Raw genomic sequence first — 24,304 nt, forward strand, 5'->3', positions numbered from 1 at the left:
CTCAAGGAGGGATGTCATGGCAGAGAACGGACAGGACGATCTGGAGGCCCGCCGCAAGCGGCTGGAATCCGAACTCGGCTCGCTGCGCAAGGACGAGGTTTCCGAACGGGCAAAGACGGCGGCCTCCGCCAAGGACCGCAAGGAAATGTCGAAGGGCCTGAAGCTTTCGAGCGAGTTCATGGCGGCGATCTTCGTCGGTTTCATGATCGGATACCTGCTTGATCGCTTCGCGGGGACAGGCCCCTGGGGATTGATTGTATTTATTCTCCTCGGATTCTGCGCCGGGGTATTGAATGTACTGCGCTCCGTGGGTTATGTGGCGGAGCCGGAAGACCGTATGAAAAAAGACGGCAAGTAAAGTTTTGGTTGCCGGCGGCTGAAAACGGCCGCAGGCAGGGCAAGAAGAGAGAGACTAGGTGGCAAACGATCCGACCCATCAATTTCAGATCCACAGCATCGTTCCGATCAATGTCGGCGGGCTGGACCTGTCCTTCACCAATGCTTCGCTGTTCATGGTGATTTCCGCCGGGGCCGCTGCGGGCTTCCTTTACCTGGCAACCGCCAAGCGCGGCCTTATTCCCTCGCGCACCCAGTCGATCGCCGAGCTTCTCTATGAATTCGTCGCCTCGATGCTGCGAGAGGGCGCGGGAACCAAGGGCATGGTGTTCTTCCCCTTCGTGCTGACGCTGTTCATGTTCCTGCTGACGGCGAACCTGATCGGCATGTTCCCCTATTTCTTCTCCGTCACCAGTCAGATCGTGGTCACCTTCTCGCTGGCGCTGATGGTGATGTGCGTGGTCGTCGGATACGGGCTTTACAAGCACGGCTTCCATTTCTTCAAGGTGTTCGTGCCATCCGGAGTTCCGGTGGCGCTACTGCCGCTGGTGACGCTGATCGAGATCGTTTCGTTTCTCTCGCGTCCCATCAGCCTTTCCGTCCGTCTGTTCGCCAACATGCTGGCCGGCCACATCACGCTGAAGGTTTTTGCCGGCTTCGTGGTCTCGCTGATCTCGATCGGCACGATCGGCACCGGCGGCGCAATCCTGCCGCTTGCCATGACCGTGGCGCTGACGGCGCTGGAATTCCTGGTGGCCTTCCTGCAGGCCTACGTCTTTGCAGTCCTGACCTGCATGTATCTCAACGACGCCGTCAACGCGGGCGAGCACTAGGATAGAAAAGTCGCCGGCTTCGTCTGGACAGGCGGAACCGGCATCGCTATTAAGCCGCAACAACCCAATTCTTCTAAGGAGTTCTCATATGGAAGCGGAAGCAGCAAAGTTCATCGGCGCCGGTATTGCCTGCCTTGGCATGGGTGCAACCTCCATGGGCCTCGGCCGCATCTTCGGTGATTACCTCACCGGCGCGCTGCGCAACCCGTCCGCCGCCGACAGCCAGTTCGGCCGTCTGGTGTTCGGCTTCGCCGTTACCGAAGCGCTCGGCATCTTCTCGCTGCTCGTTGCCCTGCTCCTCCTCTTCGCCGTTTGATTTTTTGAACGGTCCGACTTTCGGTTGCGGCGCCTGGCCTGAGGCCGGCGCCGCGCCCCTTGTTGTCGAAGACCCTTGGAGGTGAGCATGTTTGTGACCCCGGCTTTGGCCCAGACGTCGCATGGTGCAGAAGAACAGCACACGGAAACCACGCTGGCCGAGGTGGAACATCACGAACAGCAGGTGTTCCCCCCATTCGATTTCGCGACCTTCCCGTCGCAGATCCTCTGGCTGGCCATTACGTTCGGTCTCTTCTATCTTGTGATGAAGAAGGTGATCGTTCCCCGCGTCGGCTCCATTCTGGAAGACCGCCACGATCGCATTGCCCAGGACCTCGATGAGGCGGAACGCCTTCGCAGCGAGGCCGATGCCGCGATCAAGGCCTATGAAAAAGAACTCGCCGAAGCCCGCAACGAGGCCCGCAGCATTTCCGCCGCAGCCGCCGACAAGGCGCGCGCCGAGGCCGATGCCGAGCGCGAACAGCTCGAAGCCGAGCTTGGCAAGAAGCTTGCGGCCGCCAATGAACGCATTGCCGCGGTTCGCAACGAAGCGCTTCAGGAAGTCGGCGGCATCGCCGAGGAAACAGCCGCTTTGATCGTTACCCATCTGATTGGCGGCCGTGTCGCCAAGGGCGATATCGAAAGCGCGGTTTCGACCGTCAGGGAGGGCTGAGCCCATGTCTCTCGATGCAACATTCTACGCCTTTGTCGGCCTGATCCTGTTCTTCATCGTCGTCGCCTATTTCAAGGTGCCCGGCATTCTGCTGCGCTCGCTTGATTCGCGCGCCGACGAGATTCGCGACGAGCTGGCGGAAGCCAAGCGTCTGCGCGAGGAAGCCCAGCACGTGCTTGCCGATTATCAGCGCAAGCGCCGCGAGGCCGAGGAAGAGGCCAAGGATATCGTTGCCGCCGCCGAGCGCGACGCAAAGGCGATCAAGGAAGAAGCCCGCCGCAAGACGGAAGAATATGTCGAGCGCCGGACCGCATTTTCCGAACAGAAGATTCGTCAGGCCGAGCAGGAAGCCGTTGCCGCAGTGCGTGGCGCTGCCGTTGACGTTGCCGTCGATGCCGCGCGCATCGTTCTGGAAAAGAAGGCGACGCCCGCGGTACGCTCCAAGCTGTTCTCGCAGTCGGTCGACGCGGTCAAATCCCGCCTCAACTGATCCGGCCGGGTTAAGTGTGAAAGACATTGGCAAGCGTTCCGGCGCTTGCCGTTTTTGTTTCTGGCGTCCGCTTGATTGACCCGGGACGCCGCAAAAGATGGTGGCAGACATGGCAAAGCGGATAGACGGCAAGGCGATCGCGGCGGATGTGATCGGGAAGGTCACGGCGGCAAGCGCCGCGCTGAAGGCTGAGAAAGACGTCATACCGGGACTGGCCGTTGTTATCGTCGGCGATGATCCGGCAAGCCACACCTATGTCGCGGCCAAGGGCAGGCGCGCCAAGGAATGCGGGTTCCACTCCGTCCAGGTCACGCTGCCGGCGGAAACCAGCCAGGCGGAACTGGAACAGGTTGTCCGCGAACTGAACGACGATCCCACGATCCACGGCATTCTGGTGCAGCTCCCCCTGCCCGGCCATCTCGACGAGTTTCCCGTCATCCAGCTGATCCGTCCCGAAAAGGACGTGGACGGGCTTTCGATCGTCAATGCCGGCAAGCTTGCCCTCGGCGACACAAAGACAGGCCTGATCTCGTGCACGCCGGCCGGCGCGATGGTGCTGATTCGCTCGATCCATGGCAGCGACCTCTCCGGCCTCGATGCCGTCGTGATCGGCCGTTCGAACCTGTTCGGCAAGCCGATGGGACAATTGCTGCTTCAGGCCAATGCCACGGTCACCATGGCCCATTCGCGCACGGCCGACCTGCCGGAAATCTGCCGCCGCGCCGATATCCTGATCGCGGCCACCGGCCGGGCGGAAATGGTCAAGGCCGATTGGGTGAAACCCGGCGCGACGGTGATCGATGTCGGCATCACCCGCATACCCGCACCCGAGCGCGGCGAGGGCAAGACGCGCCTGATCGGCGATGTCGATTATGCCGCCGTCGAAAAGATCGCCGGCGCCATCACGCCCGTCCCCGGCGGAGTCGGCCCGATGACGATCACCATGCTGATGGCCAACACAGTGATTGCTGCCTGCCGCGACAGCGGCGTGACTGTACCGGAATTCTGAGGCGAACCGCGGCCCGCCGGCCGCTTTCGCCCCGTTTTGCCTGCGAGGCTTCAGCTAAAGGCCTTGAAGGTCACCAGGGTGAAGGTGTCCTTGACGCCTTCGATGGTCTGCAGATTGCTGGTGACGAAATGGCCGATATCGGCATCCTTGGCCAGGTAAAATTTCGCCAGCAGATCGTAATCGCCGGAGGTCGAATAGATTTCCGAGGTTTCCTCAAGCGTGCGCACCACCAGATCGGCAACGTCATACGCCTGTCCGGGATGGCATTTGAACTGAACGAATATCGTCTGCATCGGCTACTAGGTCCTCTTTGCGCATCATCATGGCATCGCCGCTTCGTGTATAGCACCAGCCGGCGGAGGGAGGCCAGATGGTTCGATACGAGAGATTGACTATCAGAAAAATAAAACTTAATTCCATTATACGTTATTTATTGTTTCAGAGCCCACAGAACGCTTCCGTGAAAGTGGATGTGGCTTTGTCTCCGGCGGCATGAGAATCGAAGGGAGACAACGCATTTCCGGCACGCGTATTCTGAGCAGAGATAATCTTCGGAACCGGCGCGCCAGAATTTAGTTTGGCGAATGAAACGGCCGGTCTATATGCATTGTGAGCGTCGACCACGGTCTTTCAGTCACAGGCCGGCAGACGAAGGAAACAGGGAGTAAGCATCATGGCAATCGCAAAAGCGTTATCGGACAAACTCAAGAAGGCGGACCTCGCCGAGCCCCGCGCCTATATCGCCGGCGAATGGCGCGACACGGTGGCCAGCGGCAAGACCTTCGATGTCGTGAACCCGGCCAACGGCGACGTCATCGCCACGCTCCCCGACTGCGGCAAGGAAGAGGTCGAGGAGGCCGTCGCCGCCGCCTATGAGGCCCAGAAGGCCTGGGCGAAGAAGACTGGCAAGGAACGCGCCCAGATCCTGCGCAAACTCTACGACCTGATGGTCGAGAATGCCGATGATCTTGCCGTGATCCTGACGGCGGAAATGGGCAAACCGCTTGCCGAGGCGCGCGGCGAGGTGCTTTACGGCGCGGCCTATATCGAATGGTTCGGTGAAGAGGCCAAGCGCGCCTATGGCGATATCATTCCCGGCCATCAGGCCGATAAGCGGATCATGGTCATCCGCCAGCCCGTCGGCGTCGTCGGCGCGATCACGCCGTGGAACTTTCCCAACGCCATGCTCGCCCGTAAGATGGCCCCGGCGCTCGCCGCCGGCTGCTCGATCGTGTCCAAGCCCGCCCAGCAGACGCCGCTTTCGGCGCTCTCCATGGCGCTGCTCGCCGAGCGCGCCGGCCTGCCGAAAGGCCTGCTGTCGGTCGTCACCTCGACCAGTTCATCCACCGTCGGCAAGGTCTTCAGCGAGGATGACCGCGTCCGCAAGATCACCTTCACCGGCTCCACCGAGGTCGGCCGGATCCTGATGCGCCAGGGCGCTGACCAGATCAAGAAGATGGGCCTCGAACTCGGCGGCAATGCGCCGTTCATCGTGTTCGACGACGCCGATCTCGACGCGGCGGTCGAGGGCGCGATTGCGTCCAAATTCCGCAATGCCGGCCAGACCTGCGTCTGCGCCAACCGGCTTTACGTGCAGTCGGGCGTCTATGACGCATTCGCCGAGAAACTCTCCAAGCGCGTTGCCGGCCTCAAGGTCGGTTCCGGCATGGAGGACGGCGTCGAAATCGGCCCGATGATCGAAAAGGCGGCCGTCGAGAAGGTCGAGGATCATATCGCCGACGCCACCGCCAAGGGCGCCTCGGTCAAGCTCGGCGGCAAGCCGCATGAGCGCGGCGGCCTGTTCTTCCAGCCGACGGTGCTCACCGGCGTGACGCCCGAGATGAAGTGCGCGCGCGAGGAAACCTTCGGCCCGGTGGCCCCGCTGTTCAAGTTCGAGACCGAGGACGATGTCGTCGCCATGGCCAACGACACCGAATTCGGCCTCGCTTCCTATTTCTTCTCACGCGATGTGGCGAAGATCTTCCGGGTCGCCGAAGCGCTGGAATACGGCATTGTCGGCGTCAATACCGGCCTGATCTCCACGGAGGTCGCCCCGTTCGGCGGCGTCAAGCAGTCCGGCCTCGGCCGCGAGGGCTCCAAATACGGCCTCGATGACTATACCGAGCTGAAATATATCTGCCTCGGCGGCATCGCCTGAGGGCGGGCAGCGCTCCTCGTCGGGAGGCGACGAAGCCTCCCGGCTTCCAGGCGTGGTGTTCGTGCCTGACACGAGCATCCATGCCACGCGGAAAACGCCGCCTGGACCCTCGGGTCAAGCCCGAGGGTGACCCCGATTGGGATTTGGTCTCTTAAACAACCAAGGCCCCTTTCTACTTCTTGTCGCCCCTCACACCGGCGTCGCAATCGACCGGATTGCCGCTTCGACCCGTTCGCGCTCGGCCAGAAGCCGCGCCTCGGCTTCGTCCTGGCCGATGCGGACGAAGTGGAATGGCTTGCCGGCCGGCATCTGCGCAAGTCGCGGCAGGTCGGCGGAAATCACCGTGGCGATCTTGGGATAGCCGCCGGTCGTCTGCCGCTCCGCCGTCAGCACCGTGGCGATGCCCGAGCCCGGCACCTGGATCGAACCGGCGGGCGTGGCATCGGAAATGATATCGTGGCCGCCGATGGCGCGCAGCAGCGGCCCGTCGAGCAGGCTCGCCATCCGGTCGCGCCGGCTGGAGACGAAAAACGGCTCGGTAAGAAGCAGCGACCATGCCCGGGTATCGAACCGGTCATCCTGCGGCCCGGCGACGATCCGGATCGGGCCCTGCGGATAGTGGAAAAACTCCGTCAGTCTTCGCGGCGGGGCAAGTGCGCTGTCGCCGAGCGGCAGCATATCGCCCTCGGTAAGTACCCTGCCCTCGAACCCGCCCATCGCGTTTCGGACATGGGTGGCGCGCGAGCCGAGCAGTTCCGGCACCGCGATGCCGCCCGAAAAGGCGATATAGCCCCAGACCGCGCCTCTCATCGGGCCGATCTCCAGCGTTTCGCCCGGCCGCAGCGCATGGCTTTCCCAAAGCGGCATGGCGCGCCCGTTGATCGTCACCTGCGCGGCCCCGCCGGTGACGGCCACCATGCAGGGCGCGCTGACGCGATAGCTGCCGCCGAACTGGGCAAACTCCAGCGCCGCCGCGTCATCGCCATTACCGACAAGCGCCTGCGCGATCAGAAAGGCCGCCTCGTCCATCGGCCCCGAAGGCGAGACGCCGGCGGCGAGATAGCCTGTGCGCGGCCGCGCCTGCACGGAAACCATGAGCCCGGCCCAGACGACCTCCAGCCTGTTCATGCCGCCTCCGGTTCCACAATGACTTCGCCTGCCGCTATACGACGTTCCAGCGCCGCCATGTCGTCGGCGCCAATCTCGAAAAACCGGATCGTGTCGCCGGCGCGGAAGAAGGATGGTTCGGCGCGCTCCGGGTCGAACAGGCGCAGCGGCGTGCGGCCGATATAGCGCCAGCCGCTGGGACCGGACAGAGAATTGATCGCCGCCTGCGCGCCGCCAATGCCGACCGCGCCCGCCGCCACCTTCTGGCGCGGCACCGCGAGACGAGGCGTGTGCAACGCCTCAGGCATGCCGCCGAGATATGTGAAGCCAGGCGCAAACCCGATCATGTAGACCCGGTAGTCAGCCCCCGTGTGAAGCGCGATCAGCTCTTCAGGACTGATATTCTTGAGTTCGGCAAGGTCTGCGAGATCAAGCGCGTTATCGCCCCGGTAGCAGACCGGCACCCGGAAATGGCGGGCGGTGTTTTCCCCGCCCTCGGTGAGATGGTCCACCCGCTCGTGAAGCAGCGGCATCAGCTGTGCGCCGCGAATGCGGCCGGGATCGTAATAGACCAGCAGCGAGCGATAGGTCGGAACGGTTTCGACAATGCCTTCCACCGGCCGCACCTTCAAAGCGTCGGCGAGCGCGATCACGCGGGCGTTGACGGCCGCGTCGATCCTGTCGTCGAATTCCACGGTCACGGCCTGATCGCCGGCCGGTTTGATCCTTACCACTGTCCACTGCTCCAAGCGGCACCCGTTTGGCCGGGCGCGCGCTCAGGCTATCAGCTTTCGACGGTTTCGCGAAAGACCTCGATCGTCCGCTGCGTCCCTTCCACAAGCGAGATGGCCGTCCAGGTTCCGAGAAAGGCGCGCAGCGGGGCGTTGTCCATGGTCTCCGGCACGGGCCGCGGATTATCCGCCACGGTGATCGCGGCACCGGGCACGACCGCGCGGATGGCATCGGCAACGTCGTGCATGGATTCGATCTCGGTGGTCAGGTCGCTGACAACCGGCTCGCTTGCCGGCTTGTCGAGGCAGCGCAGGAATATTTCGGTCACCTCGTCGACATGCTGGAAGCACATCTTTCCGGAAAACGGCAGCTCATACGCCTCGCCCCGCGCCGCGGCCTGCATGGCAAGCGTGATCGCGGCGGTCTCGCCGCTGGTGCGGCCGGGACCGTAGACCACATTCGGCCTGAGCCCGACCGAGCCGAGGCCGTGATCGAGAAAATACACCTTCGATATTTCCTCGCAGCAATGCTTGAACACGCCATAGAGATTGGCCGGCGAATCCAGCGACCCGCGCGGGCGGGCGGCGAGCGAACTTGCATAGACCACGCGGTCTATCCCCGCCTTCACCGCCGCCTCGAGAATATTGATATGGCCGATGACATTGACCTTAGCGCCGAGCACCGGGTTGGAGCGGCAGGCCGGGATGACGAGGGCTGCCAGATGCAGGATGGCATTGACGCCGAAACGGGCAATCACCGCGTCGATCGCGCTCGACCGGGTGATGTCGCCTTCCACATAGGTGACGCCCGGCAAACGCGCCTCTTCCGGCGGCAGGTTGAGGTCGAACACGATCACCGTATCTCCACGTTCGGCAAGCGCATCGGCGAGCGACTGTCCCAGAAAACCCGAGCCGCCCGTGACAAGCACCGTCAGCGGCATGCGCTTTTCGTTGTGCCCGCTCATGATGCCATCCCCTGCCCGCCATTGACGTCCATCAACTGCCCGGTGATGAAGCCGGCCTCATCGGCGGCGAAGAAGGCCACGGCGGCAGCGACATCCTCGACCCTTCCGTTGCGGCGCACGGGAATGCTGTCCACCGCCTTTTGCCGCTCCTCCGGCGACATCCGCTCGCTCAACAGCCGCTCGACCCGCGGCGTCAGGATCGCGCCGGGGCAGACGGCATTGCATGTGATGCCATGGGGACCAAATTCCTGCGCCATCTGCAATGTCATCGACTGGATCGCGCCCTTGGCGGCAACGTAATTCGCGCCCGTGAACAGGCTGCCATAGCGCCCGGCCTTGGAGCCGAGATTGATCACCCGGCCGAAGCCTGTCTTGATCATGCCCGGCAGCACATGACGGCTGACGCGCACGGCCGCCGTGACGTTGAGCGCCATCACCCGCTCCCAGTCGTCATCGCTTTCCTCCAGAAAGGCTTTAGGCGTATGCAGTGATCCGCCGGCATTGTTGACCAGGATATCGAAGGTCATACCCATATCGGCGAATTCCGCCATCATCCGGGCGATGTCATCGCCATCGGTCAGATCGCCGGCAATGAAGACGGCGTCGCGCAGTTCCGGGGATTGGCGCGCCTTGTCGATCGCCTCCGGGCTGCGGTCGATGATGCCGATCCGCGCGCCCTCGGCGGCGAGCCTTGCCGCTATCGCAGCGCCCAGCCCGTCCGCCGCACCCGTCACCAGCGCGGTTCTGCCCTTCACCCGTTCCATATATCCTCCCTTTGGCCTTCCCTTTTGAATGAGGGATTGACCCGTATTAAAAATGGTACATAATACCACTATGCAGAACTTTTGGCATTCTGCCAACGGTTTTTGCGAGAGCTCCTGGCGGAGCGCGTGAATATTTGGGAGGAGATTCATGATGAAATCAGCCAAGGGGGGCGCTGGCCGCCTCGCATCCGTAATGGCAGTGGCCGCGACATTTGTCGCCTTCACCGGCGGCGCCGAGGCCCAGTCCAACCGTCCGGTCACCGTCGTCGTGCCGTTTGCCGCCGGCGGCGGCACCGACATCACCACCCGCGCCATGCAGGAAGGCATGTCCAATTCGCTGGGCGTCAGCGTGGCGGTGAAGAACACCGCAGGCGCCGGCGGCACGATCGGCGTTGGCGAGGTTGCCCGCGCGAGGGCGGATGGCACCACGCTCGGCATGGCCCCGGTCGGCCCGCTGACCACCCAGCCGCATCTGCGCAAGCTGCCCTATGACGTCGACAGTTTCGACTATATCTGCCTTGCCTATTCGGCGCCGACGGTGATCGCGGTCGGAAAGGATGCTCCCTTCGACAACCTCGAAGACCTCGTCAAATATGCCAAGGAAAACCCGGAGGGGGTAACCTTCGCCGTGCAGGCGATCGGCTCGATCCCGCATATCGCGGGTCTGGCGCTGGAGGATGCAGCGGGCATCAAGATGACCTATCTGCCGGTCGACGGCGATGGTCCCGCGCTGAAGGCGCTGCTGGACGGCACCGCCGACGTGTTCATCCCGCATGTGTCCTTCTACACCAGCAATGCGGACCAGCTTAAATCGCTGGCGCTGCTTGCCAAGGACAAGCTTGCCGAACAGCCGAACCTGGTGACGGCCGCCGAGCAGGGCTACAATCTCGACTTCCCGATCTGGGGCGGTCTGGTTGCGCCGAAAGGGCTTGAGGCCGCCGACATCACCAGGCTGGAAACCTCCTGCAAGGCAGCGATCGATTCCGCGCCCTTCCAGGAGCGTATGGAAGCGGTCAAGCAGCCGATCGCCTACATGAATTCGGCCGATTTCGACGCTTTCGTCCACGAAAAATACGAAACCAACCGCAAGCTGCTCGAAAAGGCCGGGCTTCTGGCGAACTGATCGGCTAACGGCTGCCGCGGCTTGCGGCAGCCGTTCCGATGCCGCGCGCTTTCCCAAGCGCGCTGAAACACGCTATCTATTGCTAGAAAATTGCGGCAGGCCCCATCTTGCCGGCATTGCCTATGTCACGTCGAAACGGGCTTGGAGGAAGCATGGACGACCGGCAGATCAGCGACGGCAAGGTGTCACTGGCAGCACGCATCAGCGAAGCTGCGGTCATCGGCGCGCTCGCGCTCCTTGTCCTCGTGTTCTTCATCCAGACCTTCGAGGAAATCAGCGCCTTTGCCCGCGCGAGCCAGGGCCGCGGACCGTTCTTCTTTCCCCGCTTCGTGCTCGGGGTGATGGCGCTGCTGATCGCGCTTTTGATCCTGCTGTTGCCGGGCGCGCGCCATCGCGGCTCGGAACTGCCCGCGCTCAAGCCATCGCTGCGCATGCTGGCGCTGATGGCGGCAACGGCGGGCTATTGCGCGGCGATGCCGGTGATCGGGTTTCTCGCATCTAGCATCGTCTTCGCGATCGTGGTTCCCGCGATTTTAGGCCGGCGCGACATTCTTGTGCTCGCCGCCGTCGCGGGCAGCTATTCGCTCGCCGTCTGGTTCCTGTTCGAGCGGGTGTTCCTGATCCTTCTGCCCGGCTTTTCATGGCCGTGGTGACCTCGTCAAACCGTTAGCCAGGGACGTTTCATGGATCTCATAGTTTCGGCCGCAACCCAGATCGCGACACCGCTCACGCTTCTGGCCATCATCGCGGGAACGCTGGTGGGCGTGATTGTCGGCGTCCTGCCGGGGCTCGGCTCGGTGATCGGGCTCACCATGGTGCTGCCCTTCACCTTCTCCATGCCGCAGATACCGGCCATTGCGCTGATGCTCGGCGTCTATTGCGGCTCGGTCTATGGCGGCTCGATCACCGCGATCGTGCTCAACACGCCCGGCACGCCGCAATCGGCGGCGACCGCGCTGGAAGGGTTTCCCATGGCCCAGCGGGGCGAGGCCGACCTTGCCATTGGCTGGGTCACGACCTCATCCACCATTGGCGGGCTGTTCTCGGTTCTGGTGTTCGTGCTGGCCGGCCCCTCGCTTGCGGCCTTTTCGCTGCAGTTCACGCCGATCGAATATTTCGCGCTCGGCCTGTTCGCGATGACCTGCATCGCCGGCGTCTCCTCCGGCAATCTCTTGAAGGGCCTTGCCGCAGGCGCGCTTGGCGTGCTGCTGGCCACCGTCGGGAATGATCCGGTCACCGGCGATCTGCGCTTTACCTTCGACAGTTTCCAGCTTTCCGCCGGCATCGGGCTGATCCCGGTCATCGTCGGCCTGTTCGCCTTTTCCGAAATGTTCATGCGGGTGCTGACGATCGACAATGACGGGCCGCCGCCCGAACAGATGCGGGTCGGCTTCCGCATGCCGCCGCTTGCCGCCTGGAAGGGCCGCCTCGGCATGCTTTTGCGCGGCTCGCTGATCGGCTCCTTCGTCGGCGCGTTGCCGGGCACGGGCGCCGCCACCTCCGCCTTCATCGCCTATTCGGAGGCCCGGCGCGCCTCCAAGCGCAAGGATAATTTCGGCAAGGGCGAGCCGGACGGGCTGGTGGCCTGCGAAAGCGCCAACAATGCCGTCACCGGCTCGGCGCTGGTGCCGACGCTTTCACTCGGCATCCCCGGCGACCCGGTGACCGCCGTCATGCTCGGCGCGCTGGTGGTGCAGGGCATTGCACCGGGCCCGCAGCTCTTCGCCAACCATCTCGACCTGATCTATGCGATCTTCTTCTGCCTGATCATCGTCAATCTGGCGATGTTTGCGATCGGCGCGCTCGGCGCATCGCTGTTTACCCGGGTGCTGCGCATTCCCGAGCCGATCCTGATCGGCCTGATCCTGATCATCGCCACGGTCGGCGCCTATGGCGTGAACGGCAACCCCTTCGATGTCTGGGTCGCCTTCATCGCTGGCGTCGTCGGCGTGGTGCTGCGGCATTTCCGCTTCCCCGTCGCCCCGATCGTGATCGGCATGGTGCTGCAGCCGACCATCGAAATGTCGCTGCGCCAGGGCCTGATCCTGACCCATGGCAATTTCTGGGCGTTCTTCGAGCGCCCGATCGCGGCCATCCTGTTCGTCATCACCGCGCTGACGCTCTGCTGGCCGCTGCTGCGCAAGGGGTATGCCCGGGTCAAACGCTGACCTCTTGCGCGGGCATCCTTCTCACCGTTGCAGGGCACTACAATCCGGCAGACGCTCGATGCCGCGGGTCGCCAGAAGCGCGCCAAACGTCGCGTTCTTCAACAGCGGAATGGCTGGCTCGCCGTACCGGAGTGTCAGTGCGACATCCACAACCATATCGGAAAGATCCGTACCGCCATCCACACAGCGCGCCGTGAAGGAAACGGAGAACGCGCCCTTGCCTTCAATGCCGGCCTCTCTGTCCTTCCTGATCTCAGACAACAGCGTCGACATGCGTTCTGCCTCATCGGGCGCAAGCACAAGCTCGACCGTATCGCGGTTAGGCGCGGCGTCGAGGCGGCGCGCGACCCGCAGGCCCGCCTGCTCCTCCAGCGCCACCCGCCCCGGAACGGCCCAACTGAGCGAAAGGGCGAGATCGCCATCCCCCACCTGCAACACCGTCGGCTTGGTCAGGGCGACGACGAGCGCATTGGGATCGGCATCGAGCGGAGAAGCGGCCTCAAGCGCCCGCGGCGTAACGCCACCCATGGTGGAACACGCGGCCGGAAGCGCCAGGGTTGCGCAACAGAAGGCGCGAAGTAAAAAACGTCGAAACATGACATTCCTCTCGATTGACAGACATTTATTATTGTTTTACGATAATTTTATATCGTCAATCAAGAGGCATCATGATGAACAACCAAAATTCGCGCGCCATGATCCGGCTGTGCAAGCGGATGAAGCTCCTGACGCGGGTTCTTCAGGCCATGCTTGCAGCCGGCCTGATCTACGTGGCCTGGACGGCACTTTTCCGGACTGACGGGCTTGCCGCATGGCTGGCGGACGCTCTTGACCTGAACGTCGCTGTGACCATCACCCCGGCGATCGGACTGGCTTTCGTCGCCACCGCGGTAATCCTGGCGGGGCTGGTTCTCGTCGGGTTGCAAACCGTCTGGCAGCTTTTCGACCGGCTTCAGCGCGAGCGCCCGTTTTCCTATGAGGCGGCCGCCCTTTTGCGCCGCGCGGGCCTGATCGCGCTTACCGGCGCGATTGCGGGCATGGTTCTGCGCCCGGTCGCCACGCTGCTCGCAACGCTTGCCAATCCGCCGGGCGCGCGGGCGATATCAATCGGCCTTGGCAGCGATCAACTGATGCTGTTTCTGCTCGCCGGATTCCTGTTCGTGATGGGCCATGTGATGGTTCTCGCCACCTCGATCAACGAAGACTATGAGCGTTTCGTCTGACCCATGCCGATCATTGTCAATCTCGATGTCATGCTCGCCCGCCGCAAGATGCGGGCGAAGGTCCTCGCCGAACATGTCGGCATCACCGAGCAGAATATTTCGCTGCTGCGTTCGGGCAAGGTGAAGGGCGTGCGCTTTGAAACGCTCGAAAGGATCTGCGCCGCGCTCGACTGCCAGCCCGGCGATATCCTCGAATACAAGCCGGAAGAGAGCGGCTGAGGGAGAGCCCTAAAAATTGCTGGCTGAAAGCGCCGAGATCTCCTGCGCAGCCCGCATCAGCATCGGCAGATGGATCGAGTTCAGCTTTTCCGGCGGCAGGTTGCGGGCATTGCCGCCAACGCTGAGCGTATAGATGTCGCCGGTCATCGGCGCGCGCAGGACAACGCCGATGGCGTTATGTCCCTCCTTCCACTCGCCGAAAGAATCCGAATAGCCATTGCCCGACATCCGCGACAACGCCTCTTCAAGCGCGGGTCGTTTCTCGGCGTCCCAGGCATCGCCGTGAATGCCGGCCAGAAGCGCAAACGCCTCGGCGCGTTCCGCCTCGCCCATGGCGAACAGATAGGCCCTTCCGGGCGCGCTTTCAGCCAGCGGAATGCGCGAGCCGACATTGAGGTTGAGCGCCACCGCCGTCGGTCGGCGCACCAGTTCGACGAACATCATGTCCGGCCCGTCACGCACCGACAGCGCCACCGCGCAATCGCCCACTGCGGCGATCTGGTCCATATGCGAGCGCACAAGCTCGCCAAAGCCGAACCGGCCGATCGCCGCATAGCCGAGCGTCAGCACCTGGTTGGAGACGGCATATTTGCCGTATTCGGGCATGTAGCGCAGATAGCCGAGCTTGGTCAGCGTGCCGAGCAGCCGCGAGACCGTGGTCTTGTGCAGGCCGGTGCGCTCGGCAAGCGCCTGGGTGCCCAGCACCTTGTCGTCCGCCCGGAAGGCGCGCAGAATCGAAAGACCGCGCGCCAGCGAACTGACGAACGGCCGCTCCTCGTTCAGGGCCGCGGCCCCGATATCCTGCCGCGGGCGGCCGCGCCGCCGGACAGGTTGATCATTTGTTTGATTGTCCTCGCTCATGACCCCTGTTTAGCCCATCCCGCGCCCGTTTGTCATTGGATTTGACGGGCGCGGGAAGGACAAAATTCCTATTTGAGGGCGGAGGGATCCGGCAGGTCGTCGTAATCCGAGCAATCGCGGTGGCTTGCGGCCGGATCGACCTTGACGTCGATGACGACCGGGCCACCGCGGCTGTGGCCTTCCCGGATCGCATCGCCGATCTGATCGGCCTCGGTCACCGTGATCCCGGAGCCGCCGAGACCCTCGGCCACCTTGGCGAAGTCATGATCGCCGAAGTCGACCCCGATCGCCTTGTTGCCGAGATTGTCGCGCACCATGCCGAGCCCGGCATTGTTGGCGACCACATAGACGACGTCGAGATTGTGTTCCGCCGCCGTGGCAATCGCATCCATGGTCATGACGAAACCGCCATCGCCGATCACGCCGGTGACGCGCTTTTCAGGGCAGGTCACCTTGGCGCCGGTTGCCGCCGGCGTCGACCAGCCCATGCCGCCAATGCCGCCGGGGGCGACGAGCTGATGCGGCGTTCTGAGCGGCAGCGACGAGGTCGCCCAGATGCGGTTGGTGCCGGCATCGAGCGTCAGCAGGTCGTTTGGCGTCAGGAAACCGTCGAGCCCGCGCATGATATCGGCGTAATGCACCGTGCCGGGGCGGGTCTTGTAATGCGGCAGGTCGCCATAGCGGTTTTCGGCCTTGATCCTGCCGATGAAATCGCTGCGCCTCGCCGCCTGCGCGGCGTCGACGCCGATGGCATCGAGCAAATAGCGGATCACGTCGGCGGCATCCGCCGTCACCGCCATGTCGACCGGCACGACCCAGCCGGCATTCAGCGGATCGAGATCGACCTGGATGATGGTCTGCTCGCCCGGCCGTATCATCTTTTCATCGCGGAAACGGGTATATTCCGGGCCGAGGCTGCAGCCGAGCACGAGGATGACATCGGCGGCCTGGACCATGCGGTTTGCCGATTTCGCCGCCCAGTTGCCCATCATGCCGACGGCCACCGGCGTGGTCTCGTCGATGACGCCCTTGCCGTGATAGCTGGAGGCGACCGCGATCCCCTCGCGATGGGCGAGCCGCGACAGCATCTCGCCGGAGCGGCTCATATAGACGCCATTGCCGGCGATGATGACGGGGCGTTCGGCAGACTTCAGGGTCTCGGCGATCCTGTGCAGCGCATCGCCGTCCGGCTTCATCGGCGTCGAGCGCAGATAGCCCTCGGTCGGGTAGAGTTTGGCGCGCGGGTGATCCGGCACCTCCTCCTTGATGATGTTGGTGCGCATCACCACAGCCGCCGGTCCCTGGCGCGGCGTCATGGCGTGTTTCACCGCAAGCTGGGTGCCATAGATCGCCTCTGCCGGCGTGGTCGCGTAGGTGGCGTATTTGGTCATGGTCTTCATCACCGCGAAGGCATCGCCCGCGCCGTAATCGCCGGTCATGGTCTGGTAGACGCCGTACTGGGCGAAGCCGTCATAACAGGATGTGTCGGTGAGCACGACCATCGGCGTCGAGGAGAAATAGGCCTCCAGAATGCCGAAAGCGCCGGTGGAGCTCGCAAACGGACCCTGCGCCATCAACAGGCCCGGTCGGCCGGTGAGCTTGCCCGCGACCTGCGCCATGACCGAGGCCGACTGTTCCGAGCGCGCCAGCACCAGCTCGAATTCGTCCTTGCGATCAAAAAATGCCGGCAGCGACCATGTGATGCCGAGACCCGGCAGCGTGAAGCCGCGCGTGATGCCGGCCTCGATAAACGTCTTGATGACGCCCTCATTGGTTTTCATCGATTTCCTCCATTTTGAAAGGAGGATAATCAATCCCATTAATTCTGCCAAGCGCAATTTTGTAGTGATATGTGGATTTAATGACGAAAGGTTTCGCACCGTCAACCACGTGCGGTCTCCAAGTCTCCAACATCACGGGGCTTCGCCGAAGACAAACGGCTATTTTTTGGGGGGAAGCTGGAGCGTTCGGCGGCATGCACGGGCCAGACCGGGGACGCCGCCGTTTAGAGCGTCGGATGAAAAAGTGGAATCCGGTTGCTCGAAACCCGACGCGGCACGGAAAAAACAGTTCATCGGGAGCCTCACACGAAGCACCCGATGATCTGGAGTATCCGCCTGGATCAATAAGCTGGCGTGGCCAAGATGGATACTCCACCTATCTGCCAGCGGTCAGTTCGTTCTCGCTCAGGCCGCCGCGACCCTTGCCAGCGCTTCCAGGGCTTCCACGCAGGCAGCCGCCGCCTCGCGGCCCTTGTTGTGCTCGTCGTCACCCGAGCGGTCGAAGGCCTGGAAGGCGGTGTAGGTGGTGAGGATGCCGAAGGTGACGGGAATTTCGGTTTCAAGCGAAACCTGCATCAGCCCGTGAGCGGCGGCTTCCGAGATATATTCGAAATGGGCCGTCTCGCCCTTGATCACCGCGCCGATGCAGACGACACCGGCGAATTTGCCCGTTTGGGCGAGCTTCTTGGCGACCAGCGGGATTTCGAAGGCGCCCGGCACGTCGAAGATATCGGCGTCGGAAACCGGCGCGCCGCGTTCAGAGAGTTCCGCCTTTGCGCCGTTCAGAAGGCCGGTGGTGACCTTTTCGTTGAAGCGGGAGATGACGATGGCGATGCGATGGGACACGCTGTTTCCTTTCAGTGTCAAGATGCGCCGGAACAGGCAGCCAGAGTTCAGATCGGCAGAGTGTGACCGAATTTTTCGCGCTTGGCCGCGAGATAATTTTCGTTGTGAGGGTTGGTGGCGATGATCAGCGGCAGGCGCTTTTCAACCGTCAGCCCGCAGCGCGCGAGCGCCTCGGGCTTCGCCGGATTGTTGGACAGAAGCTGCAGCCGGGAAACGCCGAGGCTCTTGAGAATATGGGCCGCGGTATAATATTGGCGGGCATCGGCGGGCAGGCCGAGCGCGAGATTGGCCGCGTGGGTATCGAGCCCCTGCTCCTGCAGGCCATAGGCGCGGATCTTGTTGGCAAGGCCGATGCCCCTGCCCTCCTGGCCGCGCAGATAGACCACGACCCCGCCCTTCTCGCCGATCAGCGCCATGCTTTCGGCAAGCTGATCGCCGCAATCGCAGCGCAGCGAGCCGAACACGTCGCCGGTCAGGCATTCCGAATGCACCCGCACCAGCGGGTTTGCCGAAAGCGGGCCCTTGACCAACGCCAGATGCTCCACGCCGTCGACCCTGCTCGTGAAGGCGTGGACCTTGAAAGCGCCATGCGCGACCGGCAGGTTGGCCGCCGCGACCTCGTCAACGAGGATCTCGGTGCGCATGCGGTATTCGGCAAGCTCGGCGATCGTCAGGAACGGCATGTCATGCTGTTTGGCAAACGCCATCAGGTCGTCGCGGCGGGCCATCTCGCCGTCGTCGCGCATCACCTCGCAGATCACCGCCGCCGGGTTGAGACCGGCGAGGCGTGCGAGATCGACCGCCCCCTCGGTGTGGCCGTCACGGGCAAGGACGCCGCCTTCGACGGCCCGCAGCGGGAACATGTGACCGGGCGAAACGACATCGCCGGGCTTCGCCTCCGGATTGGCGGCGGCGGCGACCGTTCGGGCGCGCTCGGCCGCCGAAATGCCGGTGGTGATGCCCTCTGCCGCCTCGATCGAGACCGTGAACGCGGTGGTGTGGCGGGCGCGGTTGTCGGCCACCATCGGGGTCAGGCCGAGACGGTCGACCTGCGCGCCCGTCAGCGTCAGGCAGATCAGCCCGCGCGCGTACCTGGCCATGAAATTGACGGCGGCGGCATCGGCGAACTCGGCGGCGACCACAACATCGCCCTCGTTCTCTCGGGCTTCATCATCGACCAGCAGCACCATGCCGCCGGCGCGCATGGCCTCAAGCGCGCGCTCCACCGGCTCCATAGAAAAATCACGTTCCATCTTCATTGGTCTTCTCCGGGCCCTTTAACGGCATCAAATTCGGGATTGGCATGGGTGATCGCGATACGGTCGGGATTACCCTTGGTGATCAGCACATATTCGTCGGCAAGGCCGGCGTCGAGCACGGCGGCGGTGAGCAAAGGTCCGGCCTCGACCAGCACTTCCAGCGCGCCCCGCGCGCCCAGCATGGCGAGCGCTTCGTCAAGGCCGGCGGGATTGAGCACGGTGAAACCGCGCGCGCGGGCCGCTTCGAGATAGCGCTGCGGCACCCGCCCCCGGCGGTCAAGCAAAGCCAGAAACCGGCGCTTGCCGGGAAAGTCAGGCACATGGCGCACGGTGAATTCAGGATCGTCGGCCAGCACCGTGCCCGATCCGGTGAGGATCGCATCGGCGCGGCGGCGCAGCCTGTGGGCAAACACCAGCGAGGACTTCGAGGTGAAGGTCTTGCGGCCGGCCGGCGGGACCATGCCGCCGGTCTCGTCCACCGCCTGCTTGACGGTGACCCAGAGCCTTCCCGTCCGGGCATGTTTGGCGAAGGGAGCGATCAGCCGTCTGGCGGCAGTGCTCTGGCGACGGAGTTCCGGTTCATCGGCGATGAAGACGACATCGAGCCCCGCCGCCTTCAGCCGCGCGCCGCCCCCGCCCTTGACCGACGGGTTGGGATCGGCCGCGCCGATGACCACACGGCGCGCCGGGGTCGTAAGGATCGCGTCCGAACAGGGCGGGGTGCGGCCATGGTGATTGCAGGGTTCGAGCGTGACCACCACGGTGTGAATGCGGCCGAAAACGCCGAGCGCGCGGGCGCTGGCGATCGCCGCCGCCTCGGCATGGGCCTCGCCGGCCTTCATGTGGTAGCCTTCGGCCAGCACCGCGCCGTGCTCGTCCAGCAACACGCAACCGACCGGCGGATTTGGGGAGGTGGCGCCGGCAAAGCGCGCGGCACCCTCAAGCGCCCGTCGCAAGGCGGCATGCTCGGCTGATGATATCGTTATGTCCGGGGCTGTGATCATGCCCTTGGCCTCGTTATTGCAACAAGACGCCAGCAGGGCAAAAAGCGTAAAAACAGCGTAAAATACCCTCGCAAAAGGGTAGATTCCGCGCGTCGATACGCTTCGTTCTCTTCCATCCGGACTCTAACCGTCGGCTCCGGAATTACACCGGATCTGCTGACCCTTCTTCGACTTTCGAAAAAGGCGCTCGCGGGCTGATGCTCGATAAGAGCAATTACCGCCGGTGGGGAATTTCACCCCGCCCTGAGAACGTCACCGGCCCAACCGGACCGGCGACGTAAACTTAGGGGGGCTATCTGAAAATGACAAGCCCGATTCTGTCCTCAAAGGCGGAGAAGGGCGAGACACAGTGTCAACGCGGCGTTCATGCGTCGAGTTCGAACACCGGCACGAAACCGCCAAAGATCATGCGCTTGCCATCGAAAGGCATTTTCATCTCGCCCATTTCGGGGTCATCGAACATTTTCTGCCAGGCCGCGTCGCGCACCGCCTTGTCCGGCCAGATGACCCAGGAAAACACGACGACTTCGTTTTCCTCCCGCTTGACCGCCATCGGGAAGGAGGTCACCTTGCCATCCGGCACGTCATCGCCCCAGCATTCGACATAGTCGAGCGCGCCCCATTCCCGGAACTTTTTTGCCGCCTGTGCGCATAAATCCACATAGGCCTTCTTGTTTTCAGCGGGAACAGGGACCAAAAACCCGTCTACATACGCCATCAAATCCTCCGATATCTTGACTTTGTCCGTTGCGGAACATACGTTGATATCAACATAAAGGCACGGATATGCGCGAAAGTCTACCCCTGTCAGTCACCGTTGAAGTACGGGACCGGTGTATCTGCCTTCACCTCCAGCGCGCCGCGCGGACCGTGGGCCGGTATTTCGACGAGGTGCTGCGACCGCTGGGGCTGACCAACGGCCAGTACTCGCTGCTGGTCTCGCTCAACCGGCCGGAACCGCCGCGCGTGGCCGAGGTCGCCCATGTGCTGGCGATGGACCGCACCACGCTGACGGCGAGCATCAAGCCGTTGGAGCGCCGCGGTCTGATGACCTCGTTCCAGGACGACAAGGACAGGCGTGTGCGCCGGCTGAAACTTACCGATGAGGGTCGCAACCTTCTGGAGAAGGCCGTGCCGATCTGGCGCGAGACCCATGACCGGATCGACAAGGTCGTTGGCGCGGATATCGACCGGCTGCGCGACAACCTTTTGGCGATGACCTTCGCCTTGCCCGACCCCGACGACGAGATCAGCGATCCAGAGCCTTGAGGATGCCGCGCAGTTCCGCAAGCCCCTTCAGCCGGCCGATCGCCGGATAGCCGGGCTGGGCCCTGCGCTTCTGGTCATCGAGAATGTCGAGGCCGTGATCGGGCCGGAAGGGAATGTTCCAGTCGGCGCGGCCCGCGGCCTTGCGCCCCCGCTCCTCGGCAATCGCCGCCGCCATCAGCGCCACCATATCGGTATCGCCGCCGAGATGTTCCGATTCATAGAACGAGCCTGCAATGTTGGCGCTCTCGCGATGGACATTGCGCAGGTGCAGGAAATGCACCCGGTCACCCAGCCGCTCCATCATGCCAGGCAGGTCGTTGTCGGGCCTTACGCCGAGCGAACCGGAGCAAAGCGTGATACCGTTGGCGGGGCTATCGACCGCCTTCATCATCGCCCCGTAATCGGCTTCCGTCGACATCACCCGTGGCAGGCCCAGAAGGCCGAAGGGCGGATCGTCGGGGTGGCAGCAGAGCCTGAGCCCGAGATCCTCCGCAACCGGCGTCACTTCTTCCAGGAAATCAATGAAATGGGCCCTCAGCCCTTCGGCTGAAATCGTTGCATATTCGGCGAGATGCCGGCGCACATCTTCCAGCGTGAAACTCTCGGCCGCGCCCGGAAGGCCGAAGACGATGTTCTTTGCCAGTTCAGCCTTGCGCGCTTCATCCATTTCGCCAAACTGGCGGTCGGCCTCGGCGCGCACATCCTCGGCGAAATCCTCATGCGCGCCGGGACGCTTCAGGATATGGATATCGAAGGCGGCGAAATCGGCGTAGTCGAAACGCATGCAGGTCGCGCCGGTCTTCAGCCGGTAGGCAAGATCGGTGCGGGTCCAGTCCAGCACCGGCATGAAATTATAGCAGATTGTCTCGATTCCGGCCTCGGCGAGATTTGCCATGCTTGTCTTGTAATTATCGATATGGCGGCGCCAGTCGCCCTTCTGCTTCTTGATATCCTCCGAAACCGGCAGGCTTTCGACCACTTCCCATTTCAGCCCGGACGGCGCGCCGTCGCTCATCAGCGATAGCTCGGCCTGCCTCCCAGCGATCTCGGCCGGCGTCCAGACCTCGCCGGTCGGGACATGGTGCAGCGCGGTGACCACGCCTTCTACGCCAGCCTGCAGCATATCGTCGATCGATACGCGATCCAAAGGTCCAAACCAGCGCCATGTCTGCCGCATACTCTCTCTCCCGAAACATTTTTCATCTCATTAGAGCATTTCCGATGGAAACCGAATCCCCGGAAATGCCCTATCCATTTGTTTTACGCGTGTCCGGTCGGCAAACGGTATGCATTTTTCCTGGACGCGCTCAAGCAGCCAAGCCCGGGCGCGCAAACACCCGGATGGCCACGGCACAGGCTTAGCATTGAAATGTCCTGTTGACTAGTATGGAAGTATGGTGCAACCTGAGAACACAGGGAGGAACGCAATGCTGCCAGAGACAGTGCAAACGACGATTGCTCCGGGCGCGCCGGTCGGCGCCCAGCTGCATGGCATTCTGCGTGACCTCATCCTTCACAACGATCTGCCGCCCGGCTCCAGACTTTCCGAGTCGGAGCTTGCTGCCCGCTTTTCCGTCAGCCGCCAGCCGGTGCGCGAAGCCTTCATCAAGCTTTCGGAGGAAGGCCTGCTGGAAGTACGTCCGCAGCGCGGCACATTCGTGCGCCGGATATCGCAGGCCGCGGTCATGGATGCCCGCTTCGTGCGCGAGGCGATCGAGGCCGATATCGTCAAGCTTCTGGCTGCAAGACCCGATGCCGGGCTGGTTGAGGAATTGCGGCTCCAGTTGCAGGAACAGCGCGAAGCGGCCCGCACCGACGCCACGCGCTTCATCAAGCTCGACGAACTGTTTCACAAGACGCTGGCCGACGCCGCCGGAAAGGCGCGCGCCTGGGCCCTGATCGAGGGCCTGAAGGTGCAGATGGACCGCGTGCGCTATCTCAGCCTGCTGCGCTTCCCGATGGTCAAGCTCACCGACCAGCATGAAGCCATTGTCAACGCGATCGGCGATGGCGACCAGCAAGCGGCGGAGGCCGCGGCGCGCGGGCACTTGCGCGAAATCCTGAGCGACCTGCCCGCGATATTCGAGGAAAAGCCTGAGTTTTTCGAGGAGCCGGGACGCTAGGCCCCGGACATTGCCACCGGGGCAAAGCCCCGCCGTCTGAATGGGAGGACGATATGAACTACATCGCCAATATCAAAAGCATCGCGCTCGCCGGCCTTGCCGCAAGCCTGATGGCGGGCACGGCGCTTGCCGCTGACTATACGCTGAGCGTCAACACCGCGCTCGCCACCACGGACCCGCTTTACAAGGGCCTTGAGGCCTTCCGCGACAATGTTGCCGAAGCCTCCGACGGCGCGCTCGAAGTGCGCCTGTTCCCGAACTCGCAGCTTGGTCCCGACGAGGATGTGCTGGAACAGGCGCGCGCCGGCGCGCCGGTCGCGGTTGTGGTCGACGGCGGCCGCCTCGCCGTCTTCGTCAACGAATTCGGCGTGCTGGGCGCGCCCTACCTCGCCAATGGCTATGACGGCATCCGCAAGGTCGTCACTTCCGACATGTTCGACGAGTGGGCGACCACGCTTCACGACGAGGCCGGCCTTGACGTTCTGAGCTTCAACTGGTGGCAGGGCGAACGCCATCTCCTGACCAAGAAGCCGATCAACGGGCCGGATGACCTTTCCGGCGTGCGCATGCGCACCCCCGGCGCGCCTGTTTGGACCGGCACGATCGAGGCCATGGGCGCGACGCCGACGCCGATGCCCTGGGGCGAGGTCTACTCCGCGATCTCCTCGAATGTCATCGATGGAGCCGAAGCGCAGCTACCCGCCGTCGTCGGCGCCAAGCTTGACGAGGTCATCACCAACATCACGCTGACCGGTCATATCAACCTGATCACCGGCCTCATCACCTCCGCCGCGTGGGTGGATTCGCTGCCGGAAAACCTGCAGACGATCCTGCACGAGGAAGCGCTGAAGGCCGGCGACATCGCCTCCTACGGCACCCGTGACGCGCTGGCGAGCCTGGAACAGCAGTTGAAGGATGGCGGCGTCACGGTCGAGGCAATCGACGTTACCCCGTTCAAGGAGCGGACCGCCGTGGTCTATGACAATCTCGGTTACGGCGATCTACGCGACAAGCTGCAGGCCATCGCCGCGCAGTAAGGCGGCCCGA

General features: G+C 63.3%; 28 protein-coding genes and 1 riboswitch. Of the genes, 15 read left to right on the forward strand and 13 right to left on the reverse strand.

The genetic code is table 11. The features are described from left to right. Window positions 1-16 precede the first annotated feature (16 nt). The 6 genes from K7H91_RS10735 to folD all read left to right on the forward strand — a co-directional run bounded on the left by K7H91_RS10735 (window position 17) and on the right by folD (window position 3,656). Window positions 17-358, forward strand: coding sequence for an AtpZ/AtpI family protein (locus tag K7H91_RS10735; RefSeq protein WP_230720224.1), 342 nt, complete (start codon window positions 17-19; stop codon window positions 356-358). Between the two features lie 58 nt (window positions 359-416). Further along, on the forward strand, window positions 417-1,169 hold the full coding sequence (locus K7H91_RS10740) for a F0F1 ATP synthase subunit A (RefSeq protein WP_230720225.1): 753 nt from the start codon (window positions 417-419) through the stop codon (window positions 1,167-1,169). Between the two features lie 88 nt (window positions 1,170-1,257). After that, window positions 1,258-1,485 carry a F0F1 ATP synthase subunit C gene (locus K7H91_RS10745; protein WP_018063478.1) on the forward strand — a complete coding sequence of 76 codons (228 nt, stop codon included), beginning with the start codon at window positions 1,258-1,260 and terminating at the stop codon, window positions 1,483-1,485. An 87-nt stretch (window positions 1,486-1,572) separates the two neighbouring features. Further along, window positions 1,573-2,157: a F0F1 ATP synthase subunit B gene (locus K7H91_RS10750; RefSeq protein WP_230720226.1), complete on the forward strand. Its 585-nt coding sequence runs from the start codon at window positions 1,573-1,575 to the stop codon at window positions 2,155-2,157. 4 nt (window positions 2,158-2,161) lie between these two features. Beyond that, entirely contained in the window at window positions 2,162-2,647 is a 486-nt protein-coding gene (locus tag K7H91_RS10755; protein ID WP_230720227.1) for a F0F1 ATP synthase subunit B, read from the forward strand. A 109-nt stretch (window positions 2,648-2,756) separates the two neighbouring features. Further along, window positions 2,757-3,656: a bifunctional methylenetetrahydrofolate dehydrogenase/methenyltetrahydrofolate cyclohydrolase FolD gene (gene folD / locus K7H91_RS10760; protein ID WP_230720228.1), complete on the forward strand. Its 900-nt coding sequence runs from the start codon at window positions 2,757-2,759 to the stop codon at window positions 3,654-3,656. A 50-nt stretch (window positions 3,657-3,706) separates the two neighbouring features. Here folD and K7H91_RS10765 read toward each other — a convergent pair whose 3' ends face one another. Further along, window positions 3,707-3,949 carry an Lrp/AsnC family transcriptional regulator gene (locus K7H91_RS10765; RefSeq protein ID WP_230720229.1) on the reverse strand — a complete coding sequence of 81 codons (243 nt, stop codon included), beginning with the start codon at window positions 3,947-3,949 and terminating at the stop codon, window positions 3,707-3,709. 380 nt (window positions 3,950-4,329) lie between these two features. Here K7H91_RS10765 and K7H91_RS10770 point away from each other — a divergent pair, with 380 nt between their 5' ends. Continuing rightward, complete coding sequence (locus K7H91_RS10770) at window positions 4,330-5,814, forward strand: NAD-dependent succinate-semialdehyde dehydrogenase (protein WP_230720230.1); 1,485 nt, start codon at window positions 4,330-4,332, stop codon at window positions 5,812-5,814. Window positions 5,815-6,003: 189 nt separating this feature from the next. On the opposite strand, the gene K7H91_RS10775 is transcribed toward K7H91_RS10770, so the two are convergent. The 4 genes from K7H91_RS10775 to K7H91_RS10790 are packed head-to-tail and all read right to left on the reverse strand — an operon-like array spanning window position 6,004 to window position 9,381. Beyond that, window positions 6,004-6,942, reverse strand: coding sequence for a biotin-dependent carboxyltransferase family protein (locus tag K7H91_RS10775; RefSeq protein WP_230720231.1), 939 nt, complete (start codon window positions 6,940-6,942; stop codon window positions 6,004-6,006). Next, window positions 6,939-7,655, reverse strand: a complete 717-nt coding sequence (gene pxpB, locus K7H91_RS10780; protein WP_230720232.1) for a 5-oxoprolinase subunit PxpB — start codon at window positions 7,653-7,655, stop codon at window positions 6,939-6,941. Before pxpB ends, K7H91_RS10775 begins: the two co-directional genes overlap by 4 nt. A gap of 50 nt (window positions 7,656-7,705) precedes the next feature. Next, window positions 7,706-8,617 carry an NAD-dependent epimerase/dehydratase family protein gene (locus K7H91_RS10785; RefSeq protein ID WP_230720233.1) on the reverse strand — a complete coding sequence of 304 codons (912 nt, stop codon included), beginning with the start codon at window positions 8,615-8,617 and terminating at the stop codon, window positions 7,706-7,708. Beyond that, the gene (locus K7H91_RS10790) at window positions 8,614-9,381 is read right to left on the reverse strand and encodes an SDR family NAD(P)-dependent oxidoreductase (protein ID WP_230720234.1); all 768 of its coding nucleotides are present in this window, start codon (window positions 9,379-9,381) and stop codon (window positions 8,614-8,616) included. The genes K7H91_RS10785 and K7H91_RS10790 overlap by 4 nt, the downstream gene beginning before the upstream one ends. 151 nt (window positions 9,382-9,532) lie before the next feature. On the opposite strand from K7H91_RS10790, the gene K7H91_RS10795 reads away from it, so the two are divergent. The 3 genes from K7H91_RS10795 to K7H91_RS10805 all read left to right on the forward strand — a co-directional run bounded on the left by K7H91_RS10795 (window position 9,533) and on the right by K7H91_RS10805 (window position 12,672). Further along, window positions 9,533-10,504: a Bug family tripartite tricarboxylate transporter substrate binding protein gene (locus tag K7H91_RS10795; protein ID WP_230720235.1), complete on the forward strand. Its 972-nt coding sequence runs from the start codon at window positions 9,533-9,535 to the stop codon at window positions 10,502-10,504. 152 nt (window positions 10,505-10,656) lie between these two features. Further along, window positions 10,657-11,157, forward strand: a complete 501-nt coding sequence (locus tag K7H91_RS10800) for a tripartite tricarboxylate transporter TctB family protein (protein WP_230720236.1) — start codon at window positions 10,657-10,659, stop codon at window positions 11,155-11,157. A 30-nt stretch (window positions 11,158-11,187) separates the two neighbouring features. Further along, on the forward strand, window positions 11,188-12,672 hold the full coding sequence (locus tag K7H91_RS10805; RefSeq protein ID WP_230720237.1) for a tripartite tricarboxylate transporter permease: 1,485 nt from the start codon (window positions 11,188-11,190) through the stop codon (window positions 12,670-12,672). Window positions 12,673-12,693: 21 nt separating this feature from the next. Here K7H91_RS10805 and K7H91_RS10810 read toward each other — a convergent pair whose 3' ends face one another. Beyond that, window positions 12,694-13,269, reverse strand: coding sequence for a hypothetical protein (locus tag K7H91_RS10810; RefSeq protein WP_230720238.1), 576 nt, complete (start codon window positions 13,267-13,269; stop codon window positions 12,694-12,696). A 71-nt stretch (window positions 13,270-13,340) separates the two neighbouring features. On the opposite strand from K7H91_RS10810, the gene K7H91_RS10815 reads away from it, so the two are divergent. Next, the gene (locus tag K7H91_RS10815) at window positions 13,341-13,895 is read left to right on the forward strand and encodes a DUF2975 domain-containing protein (RefSeq protein ID WP_230720239.1); all 555 of its coding nucleotides are present in this window, start codon (window positions 13,341-13,343) and stop codon (window positions 13,893-13,895) included. A gap of 3 nt (window positions 13,896-13,898) precedes the next feature. Next, window positions 13,899-14,114: a helix-turn-helix domain-containing protein gene (locus tag K7H91_RS10820; protein ID WP_230720240.1), complete on the forward strand. Its 216-nt coding sequence runs from the start codon at window positions 13,899-13,901 to the stop codon at window positions 14,112-14,114. A gap of 9 nt (window positions 14,115-14,123) precedes the next feature. On the opposite strand, the gene K7H91_RS10825 is transcribed toward K7H91_RS10820, so the two are convergent. The 6 genes from K7H91_RS10825 to K7H91_RS10850 all read right to left on the reverse strand — a co-directional run bounded on the left by K7H91_RS10825 (window position 14,124) and on the right by K7H91_RS10850 (window position 20,583). Beyond that, a complete protein-coding gene (locus K7H91_RS10825) occupies window positions 14,124-14,975 on the reverse strand; it encodes an IclR family transcriptional regulator (RefSeq protein ID WP_230720241.1) in 852 nt (283 codons plus the stop codon). Window positions 14,976-15,043: 68 nt separating this feature from the next. Continuing rightward, window positions 15,044-16,756 carry a thiamine pyrophosphate-binding protein gene (locus tag K7H91_RS10830; protein WP_230720242.1) on the reverse strand — a complete coding sequence of 571 codons (1,713 nt, stop codon included), beginning with the start codon at window positions 16,754-16,756 and terminating at the stop codon, window positions 15,044-15,046. A 405-nt stretch (window positions 16,757-17,161) separates the two neighbouring features. Beyond that, window positions 17,162-17,602, reverse strand: coding sequence for a 6,7-dimethyl-8-ribityllumazine synthase (ribH, locus tag K7H91_RS10835; RefSeq protein ID WP_230720243.1), 441 nt, complete (start codon window positions 17,600-17,602; stop codon window positions 17,162-17,164). Window positions 17,603-17,649: 47 nt separating this feature from the next. Then, a complete protein-coding gene (gene ribB, locus K7H91_RS10840) occupies window positions 17,650-18,861 on the reverse strand; it encodes a 3,4-dihydroxy-2-butanone-4-phosphate synthase (protein ID WP_230720244.1) in 1,212 nt (403 codons plus the stop codon). After that, window positions 18,858-19,865, reverse strand: a complete 1,008-nt coding sequence (ribD, locus tag K7H91_RS10845; protein ID WP_230720245.1) for a bifunctional diaminohydroxyphosphoribosylaminopyrimidine deaminase/5-amino-6-(5-phosphoribosylamino)uracil reductase RibD — start codon at window positions 19,863-19,865, stop codon at window positions 18,858-18,860. The genes ribB and ribD overlap by 4 nt, the downstream gene beginning before the upstream one ends. A gap of 100 nt (window positions 19,866-19,965) precedes the next feature. After that, window positions 19,966-20,120: riboswitch (FMN riboswitch) on the reverse strand. Window positions 20,121-20,229: 109 nt separating this feature from the next. After that, window positions 20,230-20,583, reverse strand: a complete 354-nt coding sequence (locus tag K7H91_RS10850) for a DUF1428 domain-containing protein (RefSeq protein WP_230720246.1) — start codon at window positions 20,581-20,583, stop codon at window positions 20,230-20,232. Between the two features lie 68 nt (window positions 20,584-20,651). Between K7H91_RS10850 and K7H91_RS10855 the strand changes: the two genes are divergently transcribed. Continuing rightward, on the forward strand, window positions 20,652-21,134 hold the full coding sequence (locus K7H91_RS10855) for a MarR family winged helix-turn-helix transcriptional regulator (RefSeq protein ID WP_230720247.1): 483 nt from the start codon (window positions 20,652-20,654) through the stop codon (window positions 21,132-21,134). Here the strand turns inward: K7H91_RS10855 and uxuA are convergent. After that, entirely contained in the window at window positions 21,115-22,311 is a 1,197-nt protein-coding gene (gene uxuA, locus K7H91_RS10860) for a mannonate dehydratase (RefSeq protein ID WP_230720248.1), read from the reverse strand. The genes K7H91_RS10855 and uxuA overlap by 20 nt on opposite strands. Before the next feature lie 250 nt (window positions 22,312-22,561). Here uxuA and K7H91_RS10865 point away from each other — a divergent pair, with 250 nt between their 5' ends. Next, window positions 22,562-23,257 (forward strand): GntR family transcriptional regulator, encoded by a 696-nt coding sequence (locus tag K7H91_RS10865; RefSeq protein WP_230720249.1) that lies wholly within the window; start codon window positions 22,562-22,564, stop codon window positions 23,255-23,257. 53 nt (window positions 23,258-23,310) lie between these two features. Continuing rightward, window positions 23,311-24,294, forward strand: a complete 984-nt coding sequence (locus K7H91_RS10870; RefSeq protein ID WP_230720250.1) for a C4-dicarboxylate TRAP transporter substrate-binding protein — start codon at window positions 23,311-23,313, stop codon at window positions 24,292-24,294. The last annotated feature ends 10 nt before the right edge of the window (window positions 24,295-24,304 follow it).

Origin of the sequence: Martelella mediterranea, assembly GCF_021021415.1 — a bacterium.
Classification (GTDB): Bacteria; Pseudomonadota; Alphaproteobacteria; order Rhizobiales; family Rhizobiaceae; genus Martelella; species Martelella mediterranea_C.

Excerpts from the sequence above, each read along its gene's own strand:
- K7H91_RS10735 (WP_230720224.1), top strand. The coding sequence starts at position 17 with ATGGCAGAGAACGGACAGGACGATCTGGAGGCCCGCCGCAAGCGGCTG.
- K7H91_RS10745 (WP_018063478.1), top strand. The coding sequence starts at position 1,258 with ATGGAAGCGGAAGCAGCAAAGTTCATCGGCGCCGGTATTGCCTGCCTT.
- K7H91_RS10750 (WP_230720226.1), top strand. The coding sequence starts at position 1,573 with ATGTTTGTGACCCCGGCTTTGGCCCAGACGTCGCATGGTGCAGAAGAA.
- K7H91_RS10755 (WP_230720227.1), top strand. The coding sequence starts at position 2,162 with ATGTCTCTCGATGCAACATTCTACGCCTTTGTCGGCCTGATCCTGTTC.
- folD (WP_230720228.1), top strand. The coding sequence starts at position 2,757 with ATGGCAAAGCGGATAGACGGCAAGGCGATCGCGGCGGATGTGATCGGG.
- K7H91_RS10765 (WP_230720229.1), bottom strand. The coding sequence starts at position 3,949 with ATGCAGACGATATTCGTTCAGTTCAAATGCCATCCCGGACAGGCGTAT.
- K7H91_RS10770 (WP_230720230.1), top strand. The coding sequence starts at position 4,330 with ATGGCAATCGCAAAAGCGTTATCGGACAAACTCAAGAAGGCGGACCTC.
- K7H91_RS10775 (WP_230720231.1), bottom strand. The coding sequence starts at position 6,942 with ATGAACAGGCTGGAGGTCGTCTGGGCCGGGCTCATGGTTTCCGTGCAG.
- K7H91_RS10785 (WP_230720233.1), bottom strand. The coding sequence starts at position 8,617 with ATGAGCGGGCACAACGAAAAGCGCATGCCGCTGACGGTGCTTGTCACG.
- K7H91_RS10790 (WP_230720234.1), bottom strand. The coding sequence starts at position 9,381 with ATGGAACGGGTGAAGGGCAGAACCGCGCTGGTGACGGGTGCGGCGGAC.
- K7H91_RS10795 (WP_230720235.1), top strand. The coding sequence starts at position 9,533 with ATGAAATCAGCCAAGGGGGGCGCTGGCCGCCTCGCATCCGTAATGGCA.
- K7H91_RS10800 (WP_230720236.1), top strand. The coding sequence starts at position 10,657 with ATGGACGACCGGCAGATCAGCGACGGCAAGGTGTCACTGGCAGCACGC.
- K7H91_RS10805 (WP_230720237.1), top strand. The coding sequence starts at position 11,188 with ATGGATCTCATAGTTTCGGCCGCAACCCAGATCGCGACACCGCTCACG.
- K7H91_RS10810 (WP_230720238.1), bottom strand. The coding sequence starts at position 13,269 with ATGTTTCGACGTTTTTTACTTCGCGCCTTCTGTTGCGCAACCCTGGCG.
- K7H91_RS10815 (WP_230720239.1), top strand. The coding sequence starts at position 13,341 with ATGATGAACAACCAAAATTCGCGCGCCATGATCCGGCTGTGCAAGCGG.
- K7H91_RS10820 (WP_230720240.1), top strand. The coding sequence starts at position 13,899 with ATGCCGATCATTGTCAATCTCGATGTCATGCTCGCCCGCCGCAAGATG.
- K7H91_RS10825 (WP_230720241.1), bottom strand. The coding sequence starts at position 14,975 with ATGAGCGAGGACAATCAAACAAATGATCAACCTGTCCGGCGGCGCGGC.
- K7H91_RS10830 (WP_230720242.1), bottom strand. The coding sequence starts at position 16,756 with ATGAAAACCAATGAGGGCGTCATCAAGACGTTTATCGAGGCCGGCATC.
- ribB (WP_230720244.1), bottom strand. The coding sequence starts at position 18,861 with ATGAAGATGGAACGTGATTTTTCTATGGAGCCGGTGGAGCGCGCGCTT.
- ribD (WP_230720245.1), bottom strand. The coding sequence starts at position 19,865 with ATGATCACAGCCCCGGACATAACGATATCATCAGCCGAGCATGCCGCC.
- K7H91_RS10850 (WP_230720246.1), bottom strand. The coding sequence starts at position 20,583 with ATGGCGTATGTAGACGGGTTTTTGGTCCCTGTTCCCGCTGAAAACAAG.
- K7H91_RS10855 (WP_230720247.1), top strand. The coding sequence starts at position 20,652 with ATGCGCGAAAGTCTACCCCTGTCAGTCACCGTTGAAGTACGGGACCGG.
- uxuA (WP_230720248.1), bottom strand. The coding sequence starts at position 22,311 with ATGCGGCAGACATGGCGCTGGTTTGGACCTTTGGATCGCGTATCGATC.
- K7H91_RS10865 (WP_230720249.1), top strand. The coding sequence starts at position 22,562 with ATGCTGCCAGAGACAGTGCAAACGACGATTGCTCCGGGCGCGCCGGTC.
- K7H91_RS10870 (WP_230720250.1), top strand. The coding sequence starts at position 23,311 with ATGAACTACATCGCCAATATCAAAAGCATCGCGCTCGCCGGCCTTGCC.